General features: G+C 70.6%; 21 protein-coding genes. 10 read left to right on the forward strand and 11 right to left on the reverse strand.

Annotation, left to right across the window (positions count from 1 at the left end):
- Positions 1 to 229: 229 nt before the first annotated feature.
- From ABZ934_RS19530 to ABZ934_RS19540, 3 genes are all read right to left on the reverse strand, one after another.
- Positions 230 to 448 carry a KTSC domain-containing protein gene (locus tag ABZ934_RS19530; RefSeq protein ID WP_361314580.1) on the reverse strand — a complete coding sequence of 73 codons (219 nt, stop codon included), beginning with the start codon at positions 446 to 448 and terminating at the stop codon, positions 230 to 232.
- Between the two features lie 6 nt (positions 449 to 454).
- Positions 455 to 1,780 (reverse strand): hypothetical protein, encoded by a 1,326-nt coding sequence (locus tag ABZ934_RS19535; RefSeq protein WP_361314583.1) that lies wholly within the window; start codon positions 1,778 to 1,780, stop codon positions 455 to 457.
- A gap of 783 nt (positions 1,781 to 2,563) precedes the next feature.
- Entirely contained in the window at positions 2,564 to 3,943 is a 1,380-nt protein-coding gene (locus ABZ934_RS19540; RefSeq protein ID WP_361314586.1) for an FAD-binding oxidoreductase, read from the reverse strand.
- A 153-nt stretch (positions 3,944 to 4,096) separates the two neighbouring features.
- On the opposite strand from ABZ934_RS19540, the gene ABZ934_RS19545 reads away from it, so the two are divergent.
- Both ABZ934_RS19545 and ABZ934_RS19550 read left to right on the forward strand, forming a co-directional pair.
- A complete protein-coding gene (locus ABZ934_RS19545; protein ID WP_361314589.1) occupies positions 4,097 to 4,588 on the forward strand; it encodes a GNAT family N-acetyltransferase in 492 nt (163 codons plus the stop codon).
- Positions 4,589 to 4,625: 37 nt separating this feature from the next.
- On the forward strand, positions 4,626 to 5,312 hold the full coding sequence (locus tag ABZ934_RS19550) for a pentapeptide repeat-containing protein (protein WP_361314591.1): 687 nt from the start codon (positions 4,626 to 4,628) through the stop codon (positions 5,310 to 5,312).
- A gap of 25 nt (positions 5,313 to 5,337) precedes the next feature.
- Here the strand turns inward: ABZ934_RS19550 and ABZ934_RS19555 are convergent, their stop codons facing one another.
- From ABZ934_RS19555 to ABZ934_RS19565, 3 genes are all read right to left on the reverse strand, one after another.
- Positions 5,338 to 5,841 carry a hypothetical protein gene (locus ABZ934_RS19555; protein ID WP_361314594.1) on the reverse strand — a complete coding sequence of 168 codons (504 nt, stop codon included), beginning with the start codon at positions 5,839 to 5,841 and terminating at the stop codon, positions 5,338 to 5,340.
- A gap of 83 nt (positions 5,842 to 5,924) precedes the next feature.
- A complete protein-coding gene (locus ABZ934_RS19560) occupies positions 5,925 to 6,545 on the reverse strand; it encodes a response regulator transcription factor (RefSeq protein WP_361314597.1) in 621 nt (206 codons plus the stop codon).
- Positions 6,542 to 7,735, reverse strand: a complete 1,194-nt coding sequence (locus ABZ934_RS19565; RefSeq protein WP_361314600.1) for a sensor histidine kinase — start codon at positions 7,733 to 7,735, stop codon at positions 6,542 to 6,544. The genes ABZ934_RS19560 and ABZ934_RS19565 overlap by 4 nt, the downstream gene beginning before the upstream one ends.
- Before the next feature lie 233 nt (positions 7,736 to 7,968).
- On the opposite strand from ABZ934_RS19565, the gene ABZ934_RS19570 reads away from it, so the two are divergent.
- Both ABZ934_RS19570 and ABZ934_RS19575 read left to right on the forward strand, forming a co-directional pair.
- Positions 7,969 to 8,535 carry a heme-binding protein gene (locus tag ABZ934_RS19570; RefSeq protein ID WP_361314603.1) on the forward strand — a complete coding sequence of 189 codons (567 nt, stop codon included), beginning with the start codon at positions 7,969 to 7,971 and terminating at the stop codon, positions 8,533 to 8,535.
- Positions 8,536 to 8,654: 119 nt separating this feature from the next.
- A complete protein-coding gene (locus ABZ934_RS19575) occupies positions 8,655 to 10,067 on the forward strand; it encodes a M1 family metallopeptidase (protein WP_361314606.1) in 1,413 nt (470 codons plus the stop codon).
- A gap of 70 nt (positions 10,068 to 10,137) precedes the next feature.
- Here the strand turns inward: ABZ934_RS19575 and ABZ934_RS19580 are convergent, their stop codons facing one another.
- Complete coding sequence (locus ABZ934_RS19580; RefSeq protein ID WP_136213763.1) at positions 10,138 to 10,713, reverse strand: TerD family protein; 576 nt, start codon at positions 10,711 to 10,713, stop codon at positions 10,138 to 10,140.
- A 178-nt stretch (positions 10,714 to 10,891) separates the two neighbouring features.
- Here ABZ934_RS19580 and arfB point away from each other — a divergent pair, with 178 nt between their 5' ends.
- On the forward strand, positions 10,892 to 11,317 hold the full coding sequence (gene arfB / locus ABZ934_RS19585; RefSeq protein ID WP_361314609.1) for an alternative ribosome rescue aminoacyl-tRNA hydrolase ArfB: 426 nt from the start codon (positions 10,892 to 10,894) through the stop codon (positions 11,315 to 11,317).
- Between the two features lie 160 nt (positions 11,318 to 11,477).
- Here the strand turns inward: arfB and ABZ934_RS19590 are convergent, their stop codons facing one another.
- Positions 11,478 to 12,047: a flavin reductase family protein gene (locus ABZ934_RS19590; RefSeq protein ID WP_361314612.1), complete on the reverse strand. Its 570-nt coding sequence runs from the start codon at positions 12,045 to 12,047 to the stop codon at positions 11,478 to 11,480.
- A 312-nt stretch (positions 12,048 to 12,359) separates the two neighbouring features.
- Here ABZ934_RS19590 and cdgB point away from each other — a divergent pair, with 312 nt between their 5' ends.
- Both cdgB and ABZ934_RS19600 read left to right on the forward strand, forming a co-directional pair.
- A complete protein-coding gene (gene cdgB, locus ABZ934_RS19595; protein ID WP_361314615.1) occupies positions 12,360 to 14,093 on the forward strand; it encodes a diguanylate cyclase CdgB in 1,734 nt (577 codons plus the stop codon).
- A gap of 68 nt (positions 14,094 to 14,161) precedes the next feature.
- A complete protein-coding gene (locus ABZ934_RS19600) occupies positions 14,162 to 15,196 on the forward strand; it encodes a carbohydrate-binding protein (protein WP_361314618.1) in 1,035 nt (344 codons plus the stop codon).
- Positions 15,197 to 15,203: 7 nt separating this feature from the next.
- On the opposite strand, the gene ABZ934_RS19605 is transcribed toward ABZ934_RS19600, so the two are convergent.
- From ABZ934_RS19605 to ABZ934_RS19615, 3 genes are all read right to left on the reverse strand, one after another.
- A complete protein-coding gene (locus tag ABZ934_RS19605) occupies positions 15,204 to 16,127 on the reverse strand; it encodes a 1-phosphofructokinase family hexose kinase (protein ID WP_361314621.1) in 924 nt (307 codons plus the stop codon).
- Positions 16,128 to 16,228: 101 nt separating this feature from the next.
- Positions 16,229 to 17,392: an N-acetylglucosamine-6-phosphate deacetylase gene (gene nagA / locus ABZ934_RS19610; RefSeq protein WP_361314623.1), complete on the reverse strand. Its 1,164-nt coding sequence runs from the start codon at positions 17,390 to 17,392 to the stop codon at positions 16,229 to 16,231.
- Positions 17,392 to 18,324, reverse strand: coding sequence for an ROK family protein (locus ABZ934_RS19615; protein WP_361314848.1), 933 nt, complete (start codon positions 18,322 to 18,324; stop codon positions 17,392 to 17,394). The genes nagA and ABZ934_RS19615 overlap by 1 nt, the downstream gene beginning before the upstream one ends.
- A 208-nt stretch (positions 18,325 to 18,532) precedes the next feature.
- Between ABZ934_RS19615 and ABZ934_RS19620 the strand changes: the two genes are divergently transcribed.
- The 3 genes from ABZ934_RS19620 (at position 18,533) to otsB (ending at position 21,052) form a co-directional block, all read left to right on the forward strand.
- The gene (locus tag ABZ934_RS19620; RefSeq protein WP_361314625.1) at positions 18,533 to 19,843 is read left to right on the forward strand and encodes an extracellular solute-binding protein; all 1,311 of its coding nucleotides are present in this window, start codon (positions 18,533 to 18,535) and stop codon (positions 19,841 to 19,843) included.
- Positions 19,844 to 19,930: 87 nt separating this feature from the next.
- Complete coding sequence (locus ABZ934_RS19625) at positions 19,931 to 20,167, forward strand: DUF3263 domain-containing protein (protein ID WP_361314627.1); 237 nt, start codon at positions 19,931 to 19,933, stop codon at positions 20,165 to 20,167.
- Between the two features lie 33 nt (positions 20,168 to 20,200).
- Complete coding sequence (otsB, locus tag ABZ934_RS19630) at positions 20,201 to 21,052, forward strand: trehalose-phosphatase (RefSeq protein WP_361314630.1); 852 nt, start codon at positions 20,201 to 20,203, stop codon at positions 21,050 to 21,052.
- Positions 21,053 to 21,202: the final 150 nt, after the last annotated feature.

Below are 21,202 nucleotides of genomic sequence, written 5' to 3' on the forward strand. Positions count from 1 at the left end.
ACCGGTGCGCATCGGGCAAGCGTGTGCAACGGCGGGATAGAAGATCCTGCCCGCCGTCAGCCCCTTAGATCACGGCCCTAACGTCATGCTTTACGGGCAGGTCCACAGAGTGCCCGACGCACCACAAGCTAAAGCGCCGCGATCACTCGCCCCAAAGCCGTTCCGCCTAATGGAGTCGTAGACTGCGCCATACACGGGCGTCTCGGGAAACTCTTTTTCTTATCCGGCATCACCCGACTGCGTGATGCACTTGCCTTGATAGTACGTCCTGAACGTACCGCCCTTTACTGGTACCTGGGATTGTCAAAGGTCGCCACATTTCCCGACTGCAGTTTTCAAACTGCCAGACCGTCCCAGAGTGGAACTGCACGAAGATTCTTTCCGCCGCTTCATCGTACGCGCAAGCGGCGACCAGTGAAGATTCTGTGACCGGTACCCAATCCAACATAGAAGACTACCCTCCCCGAGAGTGCGAGGCAATCGCGGCCTCGATCCCACTCACGTTAATCACGTCATGAATAGGAGGGCGGAGGTAGGCATATCGCCTGAACATCTCATTTTTGAATCGAACAACAGTACTCTGCTGGTATCCAGGGGATGTCAAAACCTCTCCATACTCGGGCGACTTGAGCTGCTTCGTGTATGTCGACGGCTTCGGTATTCCGCAATTTCGGAGAATTGCATAAGCGTCCCCTGTTGGGATGTCTTCGTCGGGCCAAGCGGCAAAGAGTCGCAGCACCTTCTCTCGCGCTGTAGAGTCACGCACCGCATGTCGATAGGAATCAGCAAACTGCTGCGCAAAACGCTCCTCGGAGAGTTTCCTTATTGCTTCCGTTATGTTTTCATCAGACACGGTCACACTCCCTTGCTCGTATGCCGCCAACAGGGCTTGCTGGCCAATGACATGAACAAACCAAGGGAACCCACCCGCTATTCTGACTAGCCGAGTCCTTGCATCAGTAGCGAACTTATAATGCATGCCCTGCGTGTGCATCGAATGCACTGCACGGTCTATGACGTCAGCCAACTCGCCTTTCGTCATCCGCGTCACAAGTACAGGCGCCAGATGGCGATCAATCGACTCATGAGATAGGTGAAGGTCGGCAATGCTCTGCGCCGCCCCGACCAATGCAAATCGCAGTTCGGGGCTGCTCCAATTATGCAGAAACGATGCGAATCCTGAGAGATCGGCCACTCTGTCGAGTTCATCGATAAAGAAGAGAATCCGCCGCTGCCCAGTGGATTCCATCAAGGCTCTGACGAGCCTTAGTAGCTTTTCTGATTGACTGAGCTTTTCATGCTTGATCCTACCGGCCTCCTGCTGATAAGTTTTCGTGGACTCAAGCTGAACTATCTTGAGGCTGATCTGCTTCCTCGTCTTTCTGTCGACAAGCTTGGAGGCTTTTTTGTTCTCGCTCTCGATATCTACTTCCTCCATGCAGTTGATGAGCAACTGCAGCAGGTCGGCGTCGTTGTGAATCTCGTCTGAGCAAGTCGCGTAGAAGACCATGAAAGCATTTTCCTGATCGATGGCGTGATCAGATGAACCCATGGAGTCAAGCAACTCGGTTGCACCCATCGAGATCCATTGCATTTGAATCGCCAGGCTTGTCTTTCCTAGTCCTCGATCTCCGTAAATCAACGGGATCGACGCAGCCGTCTGCAGTGCATCCGTCAGCTCCCGGACTTGCTTATGCCTTCCTGCAAATAGCTTTGGGTCCGTGATTTCATGAGACGGTGTAAAGGCGTTCAGGAGTGCCGCTCTGCGGGAGTTCGACATCACGTTTCCTGGTCTATAGTCGGAGATTCCGGGTTACCCTCTGAGGCTGTTACAACTAGCCTAGGACGCTGGCCTGCCGCGCGCTTGTTCAGCCGTCAAGGTTTGATTCGAGATACAGAAGGGCCACTCACTGCTGCGAACGGCAGTGTCTCGCCGCCACCAGACGGACGGTTGTGGCGATCAGTCACAGCGCCCCCCGCTTCTGACCCCTAATCGCCCAGTAACCGCATGGGTTAGCAGGCACTGCAATAGCTGCCAGCCGGACCCCGCCAGGGAGAGGAAGCGTCACCGCGCTCGGATCGAACTTACAAAGCGGGTGTCGCCTTCGATAGCTGAGCGCCCTCCCACTGGCCGTCTCCGGGGCCGTTGGAAGGGCGCTCAACAAGGACCAACGCCGACAACCGCCGACAGTTCAGCAGCAGGTCAGGACACTGAGCGTTTAGAAGGCCGCAGGTCACGGCCGCCGGTGATCAGTTGCGACTGAAGTGATCGCTGCTGTCCGCGTGGTCTCAGCCGTGGGCTCAATGAGAGGGAAATCCATCCTCGCGTCTGGATGTCTGTGGGGGTCCGGCCCATGGTCTGAGCTGGAGTTTCGCGCGTGTGATGAATGCCGACGGATGAGTGCGGACCAAGATCGGACAACTTGTAATGCGTAGGTCGTCGGTTCGAATCCGACAGGGGGCTCTGTCCCAGGTCAGGTGTTTGCCTGCCGCAGGGATTCGTACGGAAGCGGAATGCCCCGGGCCCTCAGGGTCCGGGGCATTCCGCGTGTTCCGGGGGCGGTCAGTGGCGGCCCGAGATGCGGTTGGCGAGGCGGGCCAGGGGGGTGGTGGTGGGGGTGTGGGTGGCGGTTTCGCGGCGGTCGGCCTCGCGGTAGGCGGCGTAGAGGGCCTGGACGCCGAGCCAGCGGAAGGGTTCCGGCTCCCAGCGGCGGACGCGGTGGTTGACCCAGGGGAGGGCGGTGAGGTCCGTGGACTCGCCCAGGACCAGGTCGCGCAGGGTGCGTCCGGAGAGGTTTGCGGTGGCCACACCCGAGCCGACGTAGCCGCCGGCCCAGCCGAGGCCGGTGGTGCGGTCGAGGGCGACGGTGGCGCACCAGTCGCGGGGGACGCCGAGCACCCCCGACCATGCGTGGGTGATCTCCACTCCGGTGAGGACCGGGAAGAAGGAGGTCAGCAGGGTGGTGAGGGAGGCGATGGTGCGTTCCTGGGTGGTGCCGTCGTTGTCGGTGCGGGAGCCGTAGCGGTAGGGGACGCCGCGGCCGCCGATCGCGATGCGGTCGTCGGCGGTGCGCTGGGCGTACATGTAGGCGTGGGCCATGTCGCCGAGCACCTCGCGGCCGGACCAGGCGAGGGAGTCCCACACCTCGGGCGGGAGCGGGGCCGTCGCGATCATCGAGGAGTTCATGGGGAGCCAGGAGCGCTTGTGGCCCTTGAGGGCGGCGGTGAAGCCCTCGGTGCAGCGCAGGACGTACGGGGCGCGGACGGCGCCGTACGGGGTGCCGGCGCGACCGGGGACGATCTCGGTGACGGGGGTCGATTCGTGGATGACCACGCCGAGCCGTTCACAGGCCGCCGCCAGGCCGGTGACCAGCTTCAGCGGGTGGATGCGGGCGCCGTGCGGGGACCAGCTGGAGCCGACGGCGTCGGCGACATCGACGCGGGCGCGGGTGTCGACGGCGTCGTGGAGGACGCGGTCGGTTTCGCCGAAGGAGAGCTCGGCCTCGTGGAAGGTCTTCAGACGGGTGAGTTGGGCGGGGGTGCGGGCGACTTCGAGGACGCCGCCGTGGTGGATGTCGGCGCGGATGTCCTCCTTGGCGGCGATGTCGATGACCTCGGTGACGGTCTCGTTCATGGCCCGCTGGAGGCGGAGCGCGGCCTGGTGGCCGTGGAGCGCGGCGTAGCGGTCGCGTCCGGCGATGCCGTTGTAGAGCCAGCCGCCGTTGCGGCCGGAGGCTCCGTAGCCGCAGAACTTCTGCTCCAGGACGGTGACGCGGAGGTCGGGTGCGGATGCCTTGAGGTAGTAGGCGGTCCACAGGCCGGTGTAGCCGCCGCCGACGATGACGACGTCTGCCGTGGTGTCGGAGGTGAGGGGGGCGCGGGGCGGTGCGGTGGCGGTGTGATCCGTCGCGTACCAGAAGGAAATGCCGCCGTTGATCGTCATGGGGGAGTTGCTACACCCGGTTTCCGAGGGGTGTCCAGGGACGGGGTGTCGCGTTTCGGGGGCGGATCGGGGGCCGGTTGGCTGATGCGCACGGGGTGGCCGGGCGGGGTGGCCGGGCGGGGCGGTCGGGCGGGGCGGTCGTAGGGTGCGGGCATGATTCGTAGCGCTGAGGTGGCGGACGTCGCCGTCATCCATTCCATGATCCGAGAGCTGGCGGAGTACGAGAAGGTGCCGCAGGAGGCGCGGGCCACCGAGGAGCAGTTGCGGGAGGCGCTGTTCGGGGAGCGGCCGGCGGCGTTCGCGCACGTCGCGGAGACGGAGGAGGGGGAGCCGGTCGGGTTCTCGCTGTGGTTCCTCAGTTTCTCGACGTGGCGCGGGGTGCACGGGATCTACCTGGAGGACCTGTACGTACGTCCGGGAGCGCGCGGCGGCGGGTACGGGAAGGCGCTGTTGGCGGAGCTGGCGCGGATCTGCCGGGAGCGGGGGTACGAGCGGCTGGAGTGGTCGGTGCTCAAGTGGAACGAGCCGACGATCGCGTTCTACGAGGCGTTGGGCGCCCGGCCGCAGGACGAGTGGACGGTGTACCGGCTGACGGACGAGGCGCTGGGCCGGCTGGCCGGGCTGCCCTTCGACGACGGGGTCTAGAAGGGGCGCTGTCAGTGGTGTGCGTCACGATGGGGGGATGGTGCGCAATGGGCAGGGTCGGGGGTCGGGTGGCTCGGTGAGGGCGGCGAAGCGGACGGAGGTGCGGCTGCCGGAGTTGGTGGCGTGGGAGGGGGGCGGCCTGGAGCCGGACGGGGACTACGACGGCGTGGAGTTCGCGGACCTGGACCTGGGCGGTCAGGAGGGGATCGGGGCCCGGTTCATGGACTGTGCGGTGCGGCGGTGTGCGTTGGACGAGGCGGGGCTGGCGAAGGCGCGGATCCTGGACTCGGTGCTGGAGGGGGTGCGGGGGGTGGGGACGGACCTGTCGGGGGCGTCGCTGCGGGACGTGGAACTGGTGGAGGCTCGGCTGGGCGGCGTCCAGTTGCACGGGGCGGTGCTGGAGCGGGTGGTCGTGCGGGGCGGCAAGATCGATTACCTGAACCTGCGCAAGGCGCGGCTCAAGGACGTGGTCTTCGAGGGGTGCGTGCTGGTGGAGCCGGACTTCGCGGGGGCGGTGCTGGAGCGGGTGGAGTTCCGGGACTGCACGCTGCGGGGGGCGGACTTCCATGGCGCGCGGATGACGGACGTGGACCTGCGGGAGGCTGCGGAGCTGGGCATCGCGCGGGGAGTGGACGCCCTGGCCGGAGCGGTGATCAGCCCGGCGCAGCTCTACGACCTGGCCCCGGCCCTGGCGGCGCAACTGGGGCTGCGGGTGGTCCCGTAGCGGGGCGGGGCCCGGGCCGCGGGGCCTAGGCCGGGACGCGGGGGAAGCGGGCCTGGAGGGTCCAGATGGCGGGGTTGTCGGCGAGGCCGTCGTGCATGTCGATCAGGTCGGCGATGAGGTCCTGCAGGAAGTCGCGGGCCTCGCGGCGGAGGAGGCGGTGCGTGAAGGTGAGGGGGGATTCCTCGGGCGGCATCCAGTCGGCCTCGATGTCGACCCAGCCGAAGCGGCGCTCGAAGAGCATGCGGTCGGAGGACTCGGTGAAGTCGAGTTCGGCGTACTGGCGGTTGGCGGAGCGGCTGCCGCGGGGGTCTTGGTCGAGCTGCTCGACGATGTCGCACAGTGCCCAGGCGAAGTCGAGGACGGGCACCCATCCCCAGGCTGTGGACAGTTCGCGGTCGGCGTGGGTGTCGGCGAGGTAGACGTCCCCGCAGAAGAGGTCGTGGCGCAGGGTGTGGACGTCCGCGGAGCGGTAGTCGGTCTGCGGGGGGTCGGGGAAGCGGCGGGAGAGGGAGTAGCCGATGTCGAGCACGTATTGATGGTGTCACGGTGACGGGTGGGGCCGGTGCGGGGGGCGGGGCCCGGTGGGAGGGTGCCCGGCCGGGTGGGCGGGGGTTACGGGAGGAGGCGTTGCTCCTTGGCCACCGAGACGGCCCCCGCGCGGGTGTCGACGCCGAGTTTGTCGTAGATGCGGCGCAAATGGGTCTTGACCGTGGCTTCGCTGATGAAGAGGGCGCGGGCGATGTCGCGGTTGCCGAGGCCGCGGGCGAGTTGGCCGAGGATGTCCAGTTCGCGCTCCGTCAGGGTGGGGCGGGACCCGCGCATGTGGGCCATCACGCGGCTCGCCACCGGTGCGGAGAGGGTGGTGCGGCCCACTGCCGCCGAGTGGATCGCTGCGAAGAGTTCCTCGGGGCGTTCCGCCTTGAGGAGGTAGCCCGTGGCGCCCGCTCCGATGGCGCGGGTGATGTCGGCGTCCGTGTCGTAGGTCGTCAGGACCAGCACGTGCGGCGGGTTCGGTGCCGAGGTGATGCGGCGGGTGGCCTCCACGCCGTCGATGCCCTCGCCGAGCTGGAGGTCCATCAGCACCACCTCGGGCCGGAGCTTCGCGGCCAGTGCGACCGCCTCCTCGCCGCTGCCCGCCTCGCCGAGCACCTCGATGTCGGGTTCGCTGCCCAGCAGGGCCAGCAGACCGGCGCGGACCACCACGTGGTCGTCGCAGAGGAGGATCGTGGTCATCGGACCGGCTCCAGGGGGATCGCGGCGGACAGGACGGTGCCTTCGCCGGGGGCGGATTCCAGGGTCAGGGTGCCGCCGAGCTGCCGCACGCGGGCGTGTATCGCCGGGAGGCCGTGGCCCCGGTCGGGGATTTCGCCGCCGGGTTCGCGGAGCGCGGTGAAGCCCCGGCCGTCGTCCGCGATGTCCAGGACGACCTGATCGCCCAGGTAGCTGAGGGTCAGGGCCGCGGTACGGGCCCCCGAGTGCTCCCGTACGTTGGCCAGGGCGCCCTGGGCGATCCGCAGCAGCGCGGATTCGGCGCGGTCGGGCAGTGGCGCGGGCGTGCCCTCAAGGTGGAACCGGACCTCGATGTCCGGGCCGGCGTCCAGCGCGCGCAGGGCGTCCGCGAGGCGTCCGCCGCCCGCCAGCTCGGGCGGCGCCAGGTCGTGGACCAGCCGGCGGGCTTCGGCGAGGCCGCGCGCGGCGATGTCGGTGGCGGTGCGGACGTGCGCGCGGGCGGTGGTGGGGTCGCTGTCCCAGGTGCGGTCGGCGGCCTGGAGCAGCATCTGCTGGCTGGACAGGTGCTGCGCCAGCGTGTCGTGGATCTCCATGGAGAGCCGTTGGCGTTCGGCGAGGGTGCCTTCGCGGCGCTCGGTGGCGGCCAGTTCCCGGCGGGTGCGGATGAGGTCGTCGATCAGGGTCCGCTGGGCCCGAGCCTGGCGCTCCATGTGGACGAAGACGGCGGTGGCGAGCGCGGCGACCGCGGGCGGGGCCAGGAGCAGGTTCGGGTCGAAGGACGGGGAGAGCTTGAGTTGGGCGGCGACGACGAGGGCGGTGAGCAGGGCGACCAGGACGACCGCCGCGCGCGGGGGCAGGGTGCGCAGCGCGGTGTAGAAGAGCGGCACGGCGCACCAGGCGAAGCTGGGTGCGAGGAGGACGAGGACGACGTACGTGGTGACGACGACGCCGAGCCAGAGCAGTCGCCGCAGGGTGGGCGCGGCGCCGAGGGCGGGGCCGAGGACGTAGAGCAGGGCGAGGGCGGTGCCGAGTGCGATGACCCAGGGCGTGCGGGGGTCGCCGGGGTGGTGGAGCAGGAAGCGGGCCATCGAGGCGCCGAGGAGGAGGAAGAACGCCGTGTGGGTGACGGCGGCCACCGTCCGTGTGCCGGTGTGGGTGTCGGCGGGCCCCGGCGATGGTGCCTGGCTGCTCACGGGGTGCTCCTGGGGTGGGTGGTGCGTACGTCCATCCTGAGCCAATCCCTCGACCTGCCGGGTCCGCATCGACCGATCGGATGACCCCGCCGTCATCCGGTGCGCTCGCCGTCGCGAGCCGGTACGGGGACGGCCGGCCCCGGGGTGCGGCCCGAGGCTTGGAGCAGCGGCGGCCGTGGCAGTCGCCCGGGCCGCACAGGCCGCCCGCCCCGACGCCCTCAGGAGCAGCAGACATGAACATCCGCACCCGCGTCCTCACCGGTACCGCCCTCGCCGTCGCGCTCGGCGCCGGGGCCTTCGGCGCCGTCAGCGCGAGCGCCGCGCAGACCGAGTCCGCCCCGGCGGCCGTCGCCGTGAAGAGCGAGACCCAGCAGGGCGGCGGCGACGACAAGAACTTCACCACCACGACCCACCTGACCGTCGACGCCGCCACCCGCGCCGCGCAGGCCGCGCTCCAGGCCGCCGAGAAGGAGGGCCAGAAGGTGACGGTCGCCGTGGTGGACCGCAGTGGCAACACCGTCGTCACGCTGCGCGGCGACGGAGCCGGCCCGCAGTCCTACGAGTCGGCGCAGCGCAAGGCGTTCACCGCCGTGTCCTGGAACGCCCCGACCTCGGTGCTCGCCGGCCGGCTCGCCCAGACCCCGAACCTGAAGGACATCCCCGGCACCCTCTTCCTGGCCGGCGGCACCCCGGTGCAGACCAAGGGCGCCCCGGTCGCGGGAATCGGCGTGGCCGGCGCCCCGAGCGGTGACCTGGACGAGAAGTTCGCCAAGGCCGGGGTCGACGCCTTGGACAAGTAGGGTCGACGTCCTCGACACGCAGGGGTCGACGTCCTCGACACGCAGGGGTCGACGCCCCGGACGACCGGGGCTGACCGCGGAACGGGCCGCCTTCCGCCCGCCCGCATAGGATCGAACGCGTGGATCACCGCACGCTCGCCCGCCTCGCCGCCCCAGCGGTCGCCGTCCTCCTCGCCCTCACCGCGGGCTGTACGGGGACGACCGTGCAGGGGCGGCCGGGCGCGTCGGGGCTGCGGGACCCGTACTTCCCCAAGGCGGGCAACGGCGGTTACCAGGTCGACCACTACGCCCTCGACCTCGGCTACCGGCCCCCCGGCGGCCGGCTGACCGGCCGGGCCGTCATCACCGCCCGCGCGGAACAGACGCTGAGCGCCTTCAACCTCGACTTCAGCGGGCTGCGCGTCGACGCGGTCACCGTCGAGGGCGAGCCGGCCCGGTACAACCGGACGGGCCGGGAGCTCACCGTGCGCCCGCGCGAGGACATCGGCAAGGGCGCGGTCTTCCGTACGGAGGTCCGCTACAGCGGCACGCCCAAGCCCCTCACCGACGCGGACGGTTCCCCGGAGGGCTGGATCACGACGGCGGACGGCGCCGTCGCGGTCGGCGAGCCGGTCGGATCGATGACCTGGTTCCCCGGCAACCACCATCCGAGCGACAAGGCGTCCTACGACATCACCCTCACCGTCCCGCAGGGCTACGAGGCGGTCTCCAACGGGGAGTTGCGCTCCCGCAGGGACACCGGCGACGGGCGGACCGCCTTCGCCTGGCACAGCGCCGAGCCGATGGCGAGCTACCTGGCCACGGTGGCCATCGGGAAGTTCAAGGTGGCCACGGGCCGCACGGCCTCGGGCATCGGCGTCTACGACGCGGTCGCACCCGGGGAAGAGGCCGGGAGCGCGGCGGCGCTGCGGCGGTTGCCGGAGGTGGTGGAGTGGGGTGCGGGACGGTTCGGGCCTTACCCCTTCGCCACGGTGGGCACGGTCGTGATGCCGGACGGGACGCTGCCCTACGCGTTGGAGACGCAGACCAAACCCGTCTACTCGGGGGCGCCTTCGGCGGAACTCGTCGTGCACGAGCTCGCGCACCAGTGGTTCGGCGACTCGGTGTCGCCGAAGTCCTGGAAGGACATGTGGCTCAACGAGGGGTTCGCGACGTACGCGCAGTGGCTGTGGTCGGAGGACCACGGCGGGCCGAGCGCGCAGAAACGGTTCGACGCGCTCCTTGCCGGTGATACGTCCCTCGACGGGACGCTCGCTTCCGACTGGGACGCGTTCCCGCCCGCGGCCCCGCCCGGGCCCGCGGACATCTCGGACGGGCCGGTGTACTACCGGGGCGCGATGGTGCTGCACCGCATCCGGCAGGAGGTCGGCGACGAGCGGTTCTCCGCCCTGTTGCGGGGCTGGGCCGCGGACCACCGGCACGGGAACGCGAGTACGGCGGACTTCACCGCCTACGCGCAGCAGAAGACGGGCCGCGATTTGAAGAAGGTCTGGGACGTATGGCTGTACGGCGGGGACAGCCCGAAGCCGTAGCGCCGACGTGCTGCGACGGGGCCCCTCCCGGATGGCGGGAGGGGGCCGCGTCGGCGGCTGTGCCGGAAGGTCAGACGTTGACGCCGAAGTCCTGGGCGATGCCGGTCAGGCCGGAGGCGTAGCCCTGGCCGACGGCGCGGAACTTCCACTCGGCGCCGTTGCGGTAGAGCTCGCCGAAGACCATGGCGGTCTCGGTCGCCGCGTCCTCGGAGAGGTCGTAGCGGGCGATCTCGGCGCCGCCGGCCTGGTTCACGACGCGGATGTACGCGTTGCGGACCTGGCCGAAGTTCTGGCTGCGGGACTCGGCGTCGTAGATGGACACCGGGAAGACGATCTTGTCGACATCGGCCGGGAGGCCGGCGAGATTGACCTTGATGGACTCGTCGTCGCCTGAGCCCTCGCCGGTGCGGTTGTCACCGGTGTGGACGATGGTCTGGTCCGGGGTGGACTTGTTGTTGAAGAAGACGAAGTGACCGTCGGAGACGACCTTGCCCGTCGCGTTGACCGCGATGGCGGAGGCGTCGAGGTCGAAGTCGACACCGGTGGTGGTGCGGACGTCCCAGCCGAGGCCGACCGTGACGGCGCTGAGGCCGGGGGCCTCCTTGCTAAGCGAGACGTTGCCGCCCTTGGACAGGCTTACTGCCATTTTGACTGGTGTCCCTTCCTCAATCACATGACCGCCGGACGTGGTCAAGGTACCGCTGCCCTCCATAACGCGGGGAGGGGGGCGGTAGGTTCCGCAGGCCCGTCCGACGGGCGTACGGGGCCGGCCCGGGCGGGGAAATGGGGTGACGGGGTGCGGTGGCGGGGCGGATCATAGGGGCATGCCTGGTCCCTATGTCATCCGTGGTTCCGTCGTGCTGCCCGAGGGGGAGCTCGGCTGGCGGTTCTCGCGTTCCTCCGGGCCGGGGGGCCAGCACGTGAACACCTCCGACTCGCGGGTTGAACTGCTGTTCGACCTCGGGGCGACGAAGGCGCTGCCGGAGGTGTGGAAGGAGCGGGCGCTGGAACGGCTCGCGTCCCGGCTGGTCGGCGGGGTGCTGACGGTCCGGGCGTCCGAGCACCGCTCGCAGTTCCGTAACCGGGAGATGGCGTTGGTGCGGTTGGCGTCGCTGCTGGCGGAGGCGACGGCGCCGCCGCCTAAGCAGCGGCGGGCGACGAAGATCCCGCGCGGGATCAACGAGCGGCGGCTGCGGGAGAAGAAGGTGCGGGCGGAGACCAAGCGGGGGCGGACGGGGCGGGACTGGTAGCCGGTTGCTCCGCCGGTTGCTCCGGCGGGGCGGTGGTGGTGGGGTGCGGCGCCGCTGCGCGAGCGGCCCCGGCTGCGCCGGGCTTTCGGGGCTCCGCCCCGGACCCCGCGCCTCAATCGCCGGCGGGGCTGAGTTTGCCCCGGCGGGGCCGGAAGGAGGCCTACCCGGACAGGTGGCGGTAGCGGCCGCGGAAGTAGGTGAGGGGTGGGGCGTCCGAGGCGGGGAGGGCGGCCGACAGGACGCGGCCGATGACCAGGGTGTGGTCGCCCGCCGGGACGCGGGACTCCGTACGGCACTCCAGCGTGGCCAGCGCCCCCGTCAGCAGCGGGGCCCCGGAGAGCGGGCCCCGCTCGTACGGCACGCCCTCGAACAGCAGCCGGTCGCTGATCCGGCCCTTCATCGCGAACCGGCCGGCGACCTGGAGCTGGCTGTCCGCGAGGATCGACACCGCCCACATCGGTTGCTCCGCCAGCAGGTCGTCCATCCGCGAGCCCTCGCGCAGGCTCACCAGTACCAGCGGCGGGTCCAGGGACACCGACATGAAGGCGGTCGCCGTCATGCCCACGTCCTCCCCCCGCGGGCCGTCGGACGTCAGGGCGGGCTCGTGGGCGGTGATCAGCGTTACGCCGGCCGCCAGTCGGGACATGGCGGCCCGGAATTCTTCCTCGGTCACCCCCTCAGGATGCGGGGTGTCGGCTGCGGCAGTGGGTTCCAGGGTCGTCTTCGGCACGCCTGGAACGCTAGTCTCGCTCTCCCGCGCGCACATCGGGCCCTGGTCCCAAGCGCGTACGGACCCCCGGTCCTAGGACCGCGCGTATCGTTTGCCCGCGGAAAGGGGAGGGAGCGCTCCCAGTGGTGGCGGAGGCTCTCGCGCCTTTTCAGGACACGTTCTTCATCTCATGTGACTTGAGTCACAGACGGCAAGATTTGTTGACCCTGTGTACCTGCCGCACAGCTCACTGTGATTCAGTGGACGGGACACCGCAACGAACCGCCGATGACACACCTGGAGTTGCTGTCGAGGTCTCGGGGAGAGCGAGCAATGGAGACCGAGTCGGAGCCGTACGTCCGTCTTGCGACCCTGCGGCAACTGCACCGGGTGGTGGCCGACCTCAATACGGCCCGGAGCCTGGCGGACACTCTGCAGACCGTCGTGGACGGCATCGTCGCGGGCCTCGGTTACGAACTCGCCTGCGTCAACCTCGTACGCCCTGACGGGGATCTGGTCGTGGCCGCCTTCGCAGGTGACCCGGCCGCCGAGGCCCTGATCACCGGTCGCGTCGGGTCACGCCTCTCCTGGGAGCGCCGGCTGACGATGGGTGAGAACTGGGACGGGCTCCGCTTCATCCCGCACACCGAGGGCTGGGTCCTGCTGGAGGACGACGTGCCCCAGTGGCACACCGAGGGTCCCGATCCCCGCTTCGTGGACGAGTGGCATCCCGAAGACCGGCTCTACGCCCCCATGTATGCGTCCGGCGGGGAACTTCTGGGTGTCATTTCGGTGGACAGACCGCGCAACGGCCGCCGGCCGGGCGCGTGGGGGCGCGAGGCGCTCCAGATGTACGCCTTCCAGGCGGCGATTGCGATCAGTAACGCGCGGCTGCGCGCGAACATGCAACGGGCCCTGGTCCGGCTGGAGCGCGAGCAACAGGCTTTGCGCGCCAGTGAGGAGTCGTTCCGTCAGGCTTTCGAGTACGCGCCCAGCGGTATGGCCATCGCCGAGATGGGCGGTGACCAGCACGGCCGGCTGCTGCGGACCAACGACGCGCTGTGCCGGCTGCTGGGCCGGCCGGCCTCCGTACTGCGCCGGTACTCCTTCTCCGACCTGGTCCACCCCGAGGACATCGGCACGCTGCTGCGCACCTCGGCCGAGGGCGGCCGGGCCGAGCTGCGGCTGGGCCGGCGCGACGGGACGTACGTGTGGGTCTCGCTGCGCAATTCCGTGGTCGCGGACGCCGCCGACGGGCCGCGGTTCCTGCTCACCCACGTCGAGGACATCGAGGAGCGCAAGCGGCACGAGCTCCAGCTCGCGCACCGGGCCAGCCACGACGCGCTGACCGGCCTGCCCAACAGCGCCGAACTGCGCTCGCGGCTCGGGGCGCGGCTGTGCCGCCGGCCACAGTCCGTGCGGGCGACGGCCGTGGAGGCGCTGGACGCGGCCTTCGAGGGGCGTCCGGAGGCGGGAGGTGGTGCCGTCGAGCACGGCTTTCGCCCCGACGGGTACGGCGACCCTTTCGAGGGGCAGGGCGTGGGGCAGGGCGTGGGGCAGGGCGTGGGGCCGGTCGCGGGGGCGGGACCGGGCACGGGACCGGGGGAGGTGGGCCCGTACGACCACCACGTGCACACCGTCGCACCCGCCACTGACATCGACGACGGGACGAAGGGGCTCGCGGTGCTCTTCTGCGACCTCGACGGCTTCAAGTCGATCAACGACCGGTTCGGTCACCACACCGGCGACGCGGTGCTGATCGAGGTCGCCCGGCGACTGACGACGGGCGTGCGCGACGGTGACACGGTCGCCCGGCTCGGCGGTGACGAGTTCGTCGTCCTCGCCGACGGGCTGGGCGCGGCCGACGCCGCCGACCTGGCCGTCCGGCTGCGGAACGCGATCATCCCGCCGATCCGGGTGGACGGCCGCGCGGTCCGCGTCGGGGCGAGTTTCGGCATCGGCTGGGCCAGCTGCGGCATGTCCGCGGACGAGGTGCTGCGCTCCGCCGACCAGCGGATGTACATCGAGAAGAGGTCTCGCTCCAAGGCCCACCGCCGGGCCGGCTGAGCCGATCGGCCGCCCGTGGGCGCACGTGTTCGGGGTAGGCTCCCGTGGGTCGAAAGGAGTGACCTGCGATGACGACGCCCGCGAACAGCGGTCCGCACGGCGGGGCGAACCAGCCCGAGGACGAAGATCCGTTCGGCTACCTCTACGCGGACGGCCAGGCCGCCGGTGCCACCCCGCCCGGTTCCCCGGGCGGATACGGATACCCCGGCCCCGCGGCAGGGGGGCAGGGCGGAGTGCAGCCCGGTGTCCCCCGTACCTCGTACAACCAGGTGCGCACGGTCGGCGACCGGCGCGGCCAGCGCGGTGCCGTCCCGTACCAGCCGGGGCCGGCGCAGCCGGGCCCGCAGGGCTACCAGGCCCAGTACCAGGCTCCCGAGGCGCTCCAGGCCGGTGGCTACGGCGTTCCGCAGCAGCAGACGCAGTCCCAGCCGCTCCCCGGCAGCGACGGCCACGGTGGTCACGGGGGGCGCGGCGGTGGCGGCGGGTCGAGTCGGCGTGGGTTGCTCATCGCGGCGGTCGCGGTGGTCGCCGCCGTGGCGATCGGCATCGGCGCGGCCCTGGCCTTCGGTGACAAGGGCAAGGACAAGGACAAGAATCAGGCGAACGGCCAGAACCAGCAGTCGGCCGCCCCGCAGAACTCCGGGAGTCCGAAGGCGAGCGGTTCCCCGCAGCCGTCGGAGGGCCCGCTGCCCAAGGCGGACGCCTCGGGTGCGGGCATGACGCTGACGGGCGGCGCGGCGCTGACGAGCACGGTGCCCGGTGCGAAGAGCACGGGCGGCCAGTACGTCGGCAACTTCAACCAGCCCGGTGCTGCGCTGACCTGGAGCCTGGACGTGGCCAAGGAGGCCCAGTACGCGGTCTACATCAGCTACTCCGTTCCCGGCAATGACGCCAATACCACGCTCACCGTCAACGGCGAGAAGCAGAGCCGTCCGATAAACATGAAGAACTTCGCCAAGGCCAAGCCGGGCGAGTGGGACAAGTGGACGTACACGTACTCGTTGGTGGACCTGAAGAAGGGTCCGAACACCATCAGGATGTCGTGCGAGACGGGCAACCAGTGCGAGATCATCATCGACCAGCTCTGGCTTCAGAAGCCGTAGCGGGTCGTCACGCCTGAGCGTTCGTCACCTTCACCGACCCCCGTACCTGTTCGTAGGTGCGGGGGTCGAACTCTCCCGCCGCCGGGGCGTGGACGGTGGCCGCCGAGAGGGCGACGGCGCGGGTCAGACGGGCGGGCCAGTCCAGGCCCTCGGTGAGGGCCGAGAGCAGGCCCGCGACGGCGGAGTCGCCGGCCCCGGTGGGGTTGCCGGCCAGCGGGCGGGGCGGCGAGGCCTGCCAGGTGCCGTCGGCGGTGGCGGCGAGCAGCCCCGCCGGGCCGAGGGAGGTGACCACCGCGTGGGCGCCGCGCCGGCGGGCGTCGCGGGTGGCGGGCAGCGGGTCGCGGGAGCCGGTCAGTTCGGCCAGTTCGGCTGCGTTCGGTTTGATCATCTCGGGGCGGGCGGCGACACCGCGGCGCAGCGCCTCACCGCTGGTGTCGAGCAGTACGGGGACCCCGGCCGCGCGGGCGGTGCGGACAAGCACGGCGTACGCGCCCACCGGTACGCCCGGCGGCAGGCTTCCGCAGAGGGCGACCGCGCGGGCCCCGTCCAGGAGTTCCTCGTAGCGGGACTGGAAGCGCGCCCATTCCGCGGAAGTGATCTGCGGGCCCGGTTCGTTGAACTGCGTGGTGTCGCCGGAGGCTTCGTCGACCACCGCGAGCGTGCGCCGGGTGGCGCCGGCGCAGGGCAGCAGGGCGTCCGTCACGCCGGGGTCGGCGGCCAGCAGTTCCCGTAGGACCGCGCCCACCGCGCCGCCCGCGAAGCCGGTCGCCGTGACCTTGTGGCCGAGGGCGGCGAGTACGCGGGCGACGTTGATGCCCTTGCCGCCGGGGCGTTCGGTCGCGCCGGTGACGCGGTGCGAGGTGTGCGGGAGCAGTCGCGGCACCCGGTAGGTGACATCGAGCGCGGTGTTGAGGGTCACGGTGAGGATCATGGTCAGCCCCGGTCTTGGTGTGTGCCGGGATCATGCCAAACCGCGGGCCGTCCGCCCAGTCCGGCGGGCGACGGCCCGTTGCCGTCCAGCCGATCGGCCGCTCAGCGCCCTGGGACCAGACCGGGGTTGACGATCCATTCGCCCCGCCGCATGACGCCCCGCAGCGCGAACTCGGCGTCCAGGACCACGAGGTCGGCGTACTTGCCGGGCTCCAGCGAGCCGACCTGGTCGTACAGGCCGATCAGTTTGGCCGGATTGGCGGAGATCGCCTGGACCACCGACTCGACGGGCAGCTTGTCGACGGTCACCGCTCGCTTGAAGGCGGTGTCCAGGGTCAGCGTGGAGCCGGCGATGGAGCCGCCTTCCACGAGGCGGGCGACGCCGTCCTTGACCTCGACCTCCAGCGGCCCGAGGTGGTAGGTGCCGTCGCCGAAGCCGGCCGCGTCCATCGCGTCGGTGATCAGCGCGACGCGGTGGGCGCCCGCGTGGTGGAAGGCCAGTTCCAGCATGGCCGGGTGCAGGTGCGTGCCGTCGTTGATCAGCTCGACGGTGACCCGTTCGTCCTCCAGGAGCGCGGCGATCGGGCCGGGGGCACGGTGTTCGAGGCCGGGCATCGCGTTGTAGAGGTGGGTGGCGACGGTGGCGCCCGCGTCGATGGCGCGGCGGGTCTGGTCGTAGGTGGCGTCGGTGTGGCCGATCGCGGCGATGACGCCGTGCTCGGCCAGCAGGCGTACGGAGTCCAGGCCGCCGGGGAGTTCGGTGGCGAGGGTGACCATCCGGGCGGCGCCGTGCGCGGCGTCGACCAGTTTGCGGACCTCGGCCGGGTCGGGGTCGCGCAGAAGTTCCGCCTTGTGGGCGCCCTTGCGGCAGGCGTTGATGAAGGGACCCTCGAAGTGGATGCCCGCGATCTCGCCCTGTTGGGTCAGTTCGGCCAGCAGTCCGGCGCGGCGGGCGAGTTCGTCGAGTTCGCCGGTGACGGTGGAGGCGACGAGGGTGGTGGTGCCGTGCTCGCGGTGGGTGCGTACGCCCTTGAGGACCTCCTCGGCGGTGCCGGAGGTGAACGAGGCGCCGCCGCCGCCGTGGTTGTGCATGTCCACGAAGCCGGGGACGATCCAGTGCCCGGCGAGGTCGGTGACGGGGGCGTCGGGGGAGGCGCTGCCGGCGATCCGCTCGCCGTCGACGATGACGCGGCCGCCCGCCACGGTCCCGGTGGGCAGCACCACCTTGGCACCGGACAGAACAGTGCTCTGTGTGCTTGCGGCCATCAGGCAGGTACCTCCGTGGCGAGTAGGTCCCAGGCGAGCAGCCCTGCGCCCAGGCATCCGGCGGTGTCCCCGAGGGCGGCCGGAACGATCTCGGGCAGTCGCTGGAACGTCACGCGTTCCTCCACGGCCGTCCGAAGTGGTGTGAACAAGGTTTCCCCCGCCTCCGCGAGGCCGCCACCGATGATCACCGTGCGCGGGTCCAGCAGGGTGATCGCGGTGACCAGCCCGTCGGCGAGGGCGCCGATGGCGGTGAGCCACACCTCCCGGGCGCGGGTGTCGCCGGACTCGACGGCCTTGGCGCAGTGCGCGGCGTCCGCGTCGGGGTCGCCGGAGGCGGCGGCCCAGGCGCGGCTGACGGCGGAGGCGGAGGCGAGGGTCTCCAGGCAGCCGTGTTGGCCGCAGCCGCAGGCCGGTCCGCCGGGGCGGACCACGATGTGGCCGATCTCGCCCGCGTAGCCGTGGGCGCCGGCCTCGATCCGGCCGGCCAGGCCGATGGCGCCGGCGATGCCGGTGCCGAGCGGGACGAACAGGAACCGGTCGGCGCCGCGGCCCGCGCCGATGCGGCCTTCGGCGAGGCCGCCCGTGCGCACGTCGTGCCCGAGGGCCACCGGGATGCCGCCGAGGCGGGCGGCGAGCAGGTCCCGCATCGGTACGTCGCGCCAGCCCAGGTTCGCCGCGTAGACGGCGGTCCCGCGTTCGGCGTCGACGATGCCCGGAACCGCGACGCCGGCGGCCGAGGCGGCCCGGCCGAGGTGTTCACGGCCGTGGGCGAGGAGGGCGGCGGCGAAGTCGAGGATCGTCTCGACGACGGCCCCGGGGCCCCGCTCGCGGCCGGTGGCGCGGCGCGCCTCGTGCAGCAGGGTGCCGTCCTCGGCGATGAGGGCGGCCTTCATCCCGGTGCCGCCCACATCGAGGGCGATGACGTGTTTCACGGGTTTCACAGAGGACAGTCTCGCGTGCTCGGGAGGCAAAGGTCTAGTCCATTGGGGGGAATGTTGAGTCGCCATACAAATCCGGGGCCCGCTCCGGCAACGGTCCGGACACGGTCCGGGCGAGCGGCGCGTTCCGAATGTGAAGCAGCCGGAAAGTGGTGTAGACCTTACGACGAATAGTAGGTACGACAAGGGGTGGATCAGAACTGTGAAGGGCCGTTACCTGAGCGTGGCCGCGACCGGGGTCGCGCTCTGCCTGACCGCCGTGACGCTGACGGGTTGCGGAGCCCTCGGCCTCACCGGGAACAACGAGGTGACCCTCCGGGTCGTGGCGGCCGACTACGGCGACAATCCGCAGAACTCCTCCGCCGCCTACTGGAAGCAGCTCGGGGACTCCTTCGAGAAGACCCACCCCGGGATCAACGTCGAGGTCAGCGTCTACTCCTGGACCGAGGTCGACGCCAAGGTCGCCGAGATGGTCAAGGCACACAAGGCCCCCGACATCGCGCAGATCGGCGCCTACGCCGACTACGCGGAAGCCGGGAAGCTCTACTCCGCCGAGGAACTGCTCTCCGTGCAGACCGAGGCCGACTTCCTCGGACCGCTCGCCGACGCCGGCAAGGTCAAGCACACCCAGTACGGCATGCCCTTCGTGGCCAGCACCCGGTTGCTCTTCTACAACGAGAAGCTGCTCACCGACGCCGGCGTCATACCCAAGGACAGCAGGGCCGGCTGGCAGCCCAAGAGCTGGGCGGACCTGGAGGCGGCCGCCAAGAAGCTCAAGGCCGCCGGAGTCCCGACCCCCTTCGCGCTGCCGCTCGGCCGCGAAGAGGCACAGGCCGAGTCGATGATGTGGATGCTGTCGGGCGGTGGCGGCTACACCGACAACGAGGACAGCTACGAGATCGACTCCCCCGAGAACGTCAAGACCTTCGAGTTCCTGCGCGACAGGATGGTCGGCCAGGGCCTCACCGGCCCCGTCGAGCCGGGCAGGCTCGACCGCCAGGCCGCCTTCGACGCCTTCGCGCGGGGCGAGGTCGGCATGCTCAACGGCCACCCGACGCTGCTCAAGCAGGCCGGCGACAAGGGGATCAAGTTCGGCATGGTGCCCATGCCGACGGCCGACGGCACCGACCACCCCACGATGGGGGTCGCCGACTGGGTCATGGCGTTCAAGAACGGCCACAAGTCGCAGACGGGCAAGTTCCTCGACTACCTCTACGAGGCGAAGAACGTGACGGCCTTCACCAACAAGTACGACCTGCTGCCCGTGACCACCAGCGGCTACCGGGCCATGGAGGCGGCGGCGGTCGGCGGCGGGGGCCCCGCGCCGCAGCTCAAGACCTTCCTGACGGCGCTGCCGACCGCGCGGCTGTACCCCGTCGGCAAGAAGTCGTGGGCCGGGGTGAGCGAGGACGTCAAGCAGAACATCGGCAAGGTGGTCCAACCGGGCGGTCAGCCGGAGAAGGTGCTCGGGGACATGGCCGACGCGGCACGCAAGGCGGACGGCAACCACTGAGGCCATCGCCGGCTCCGGCCGGGGTGTACCGGGGTGTGCCGGGGGTGTGCACGTGGGCGTGTCGGTGGGCGGCGTTAATCTGGCGGTATGACGGACGACGGGCGCTTGACGGCCATCGAGGCCGCCGTGCTCGCGTACGAGGGACGCACCTGGTCGGGGCCCGGAGCCAAGGAACGGGCCATCCGGGAAGGGCTGGGGATGACCCCGGTCCGGTATTACCAGCTGCTCAACGCCCTGATGGACGACCCGCGGGCACTGGAGCACGCGCCGGGCACGGTCAACCGGCTCCGGCGGATCCGCGCGGCACAGCGCGCCCGGCGATAGCAGTCGTACGACTGGACCGTTAGGGTCTTCCCCATGGGGAGCCATGCGCACGAAACGCCGATGCCCGTGCCCGCCACCGCCGCCGGACGCGAGGGACTCGAAGCCCTCCTCCGCGCGCCGCGCCGATCCGTCGTAGCCCTCGACTTCGACGGCACCCTCGCCGACATCGTTCCCGACCCCGACCAGGCGCGCGCCCACCCGGACGCCGTACCGGCGCTGGCCGCGCTCGCGCCCGAGGTGCTGGCCGTGGCCGTCGTCACCGGCCGGCCGGCCGGGGTCGCCGTCCGGAAGGGGGGCTTCGCGGAGGTCCCCGGCCTGGAACACCTCGTCGTCCTCGGGCACTACGGGGCCGAGCGGTGGGACGCCGTCAGCGGGCTCGTCCACGCGCCCGCCGAGCACCCGGGGGTGGCGGCCGTACGGGCCGAGCTGCCGGGGTTCCTGGAGTCGATCGGGGCCTGGCGCGGGACCTGGATCGAGGAGAAGGGCCGGGCGCTGGCCGTCCACACCCGGCGCGCCGAGGACCCGGAGGCGGCGTTCGAAGCGCTGCGGGAGCCGCTGGCGGAGCTGGCGGCGCGGCACGGGCTGATGGTGGAGCCGGGGCGGGCGGTGCTGGAGCTGCGGCCGCCGGGGATGGACAAGGGCGTCGCCCTGACGGAGTACCTGGATGAGGTCGGCGCGGAGGCGGTGCTCTACGCGGGGGACGACCTGGGGGACCTCGCGGCGTACGCCGCCGTCGAGAAGCGGCGGGCGGAGGGGGTGCCGGGGCTGCTGGTGTGCAGCTCCTCGGAGGTCCCGGAGCTGGCCTCCCGGGCGGACCTGGTCCTGCCGGGGCCGGCGGAGGTCGCGGCGTTCCTCGCGACCCTGGCGGGGGCCCTGCGGGGCTGAGCGGGGCCTGCGGGGTTGCCCGAGCGGAGTACCGTCCCGCTGGGCGGGGTACCGGGGTGCCGCGGCGCGGAGCCGGTCCCCCACCCGCCCTTCCACGGTTCCCCGGGCTCCGCCCGGACCGGCGCCTCAAGCGCCGGCGGGGCTGAGAGG

It is taken from the genome of Streptomyces sp. NPDC046557, assembly GCF_040645975.1.
In the GTDB taxonomy this organism is placed as follows: domain Bacteria; phylum Actinomycetota; class Actinomycetes; order Streptomycetales; family Streptomycetaceae; genus Streptomyces.

Bases quoted from the DNA above. Each gene is read 5' to 3' on its own strand.
- ABZ934_RS19530 (WP_361314580.1), bottom strand. From the start codon at position 448: ATGTTGGATTGGGTACCGGTCACAGAATCTTCACTGGTCGCCGCTTGC.
- ABZ934_RS19535 (WP_361314583.1), bottom strand. From the start codon at position 1,780: ATGTCGAACTCCCGCAGAGCGGCACTCCTGAACGCCTTTACACCGTCT.
- ABZ934_RS19540 (WP_361314586.1), bottom strand. From the start codon at position 3,943: ATGACGATCAACGGCGGCATTTCCTTCTGGTACGCGACGGATCACACC.
- ABZ934_RS19545 (WP_361314589.1), top strand. From the start codon at position 4,097: ATGATTCGTAGCGCTGAGGTGGCGGACGTCGCCGTCATCCATTCCATG.
- ABZ934_RS19550 (WP_361314591.1), top strand. From the start codon at position 4,626: ATGGTGCGCAATGGGCAGGGTCGGGGGTCGGGTGGCTCGGTGAGGGCG.
- ABZ934_RS19560 (WP_361314597.1), bottom strand. From the start codon at position 6,545: ATGACCACGATCCTCCTCTGCGACGACCACGTGGTGGTCCGCGCCGGT.
- ABZ934_RS19570 (WP_361314603.1), top strand. From the start codon at position 7,969: ATGAACATCCGCACCCGCGTCCTCACCGGTACCGCCCTCGCCGTCGCG.
- ABZ934_RS19580 (WP_136213763.1), bottom strand. From the start codon at position 10,713: ATGGCAGTAAGCCTGTCCAAGGGCGGCAACGTCTCGCTTAGCAAGGAG.
- arfB (WP_361314609.1), top strand. From the start codon at position 10,892: ATGCCTGGTCCCTATGTCATCCGTGGTTCCGTCGTGCTGCCCGAGGGG.
- cdgB (WP_361314615.1), top strand. From the start codon at position 12,360: ATGGAGACCGAGTCGGAGCCGTACGTCCGTCTTGCGACCCTGCGGCAA.
- ABZ934_RS19600 (WP_361314618.1), top strand. From the start codon at position 14,162: ATGACGACGCCCGCGAACAGCGGTCCGCACGGCGGGGCGAACCAGCCC.
- ABZ934_RS19605 (WP_361314621.1), bottom strand. From the start codon at position 16,127: ATGATCCTCACCGTGACCCTCAACACCGCGCTCGATGTCACCTACCGG.
- nagA (WP_361314623.1), bottom strand. From the start codon at position 17,392: ATGGCCGCAAGCACACAGAGCACTGTTCTGTCCGGTGCCAAGGTGGTG.
- ABZ934_RS19625 (WP_361314627.1), top strand. From the start codon at position 19,931: ATGACGGACGACGGGCGCTTGACGGCCATCGAGGCCGCCGTGCTCGCG.
- otsB (WP_361314630.1), top strand. From the start codon at position 20,201: ATGGGGAGCCATGCGCACGAAACGCCGATGCCCGTGCCCGCCACCGCC.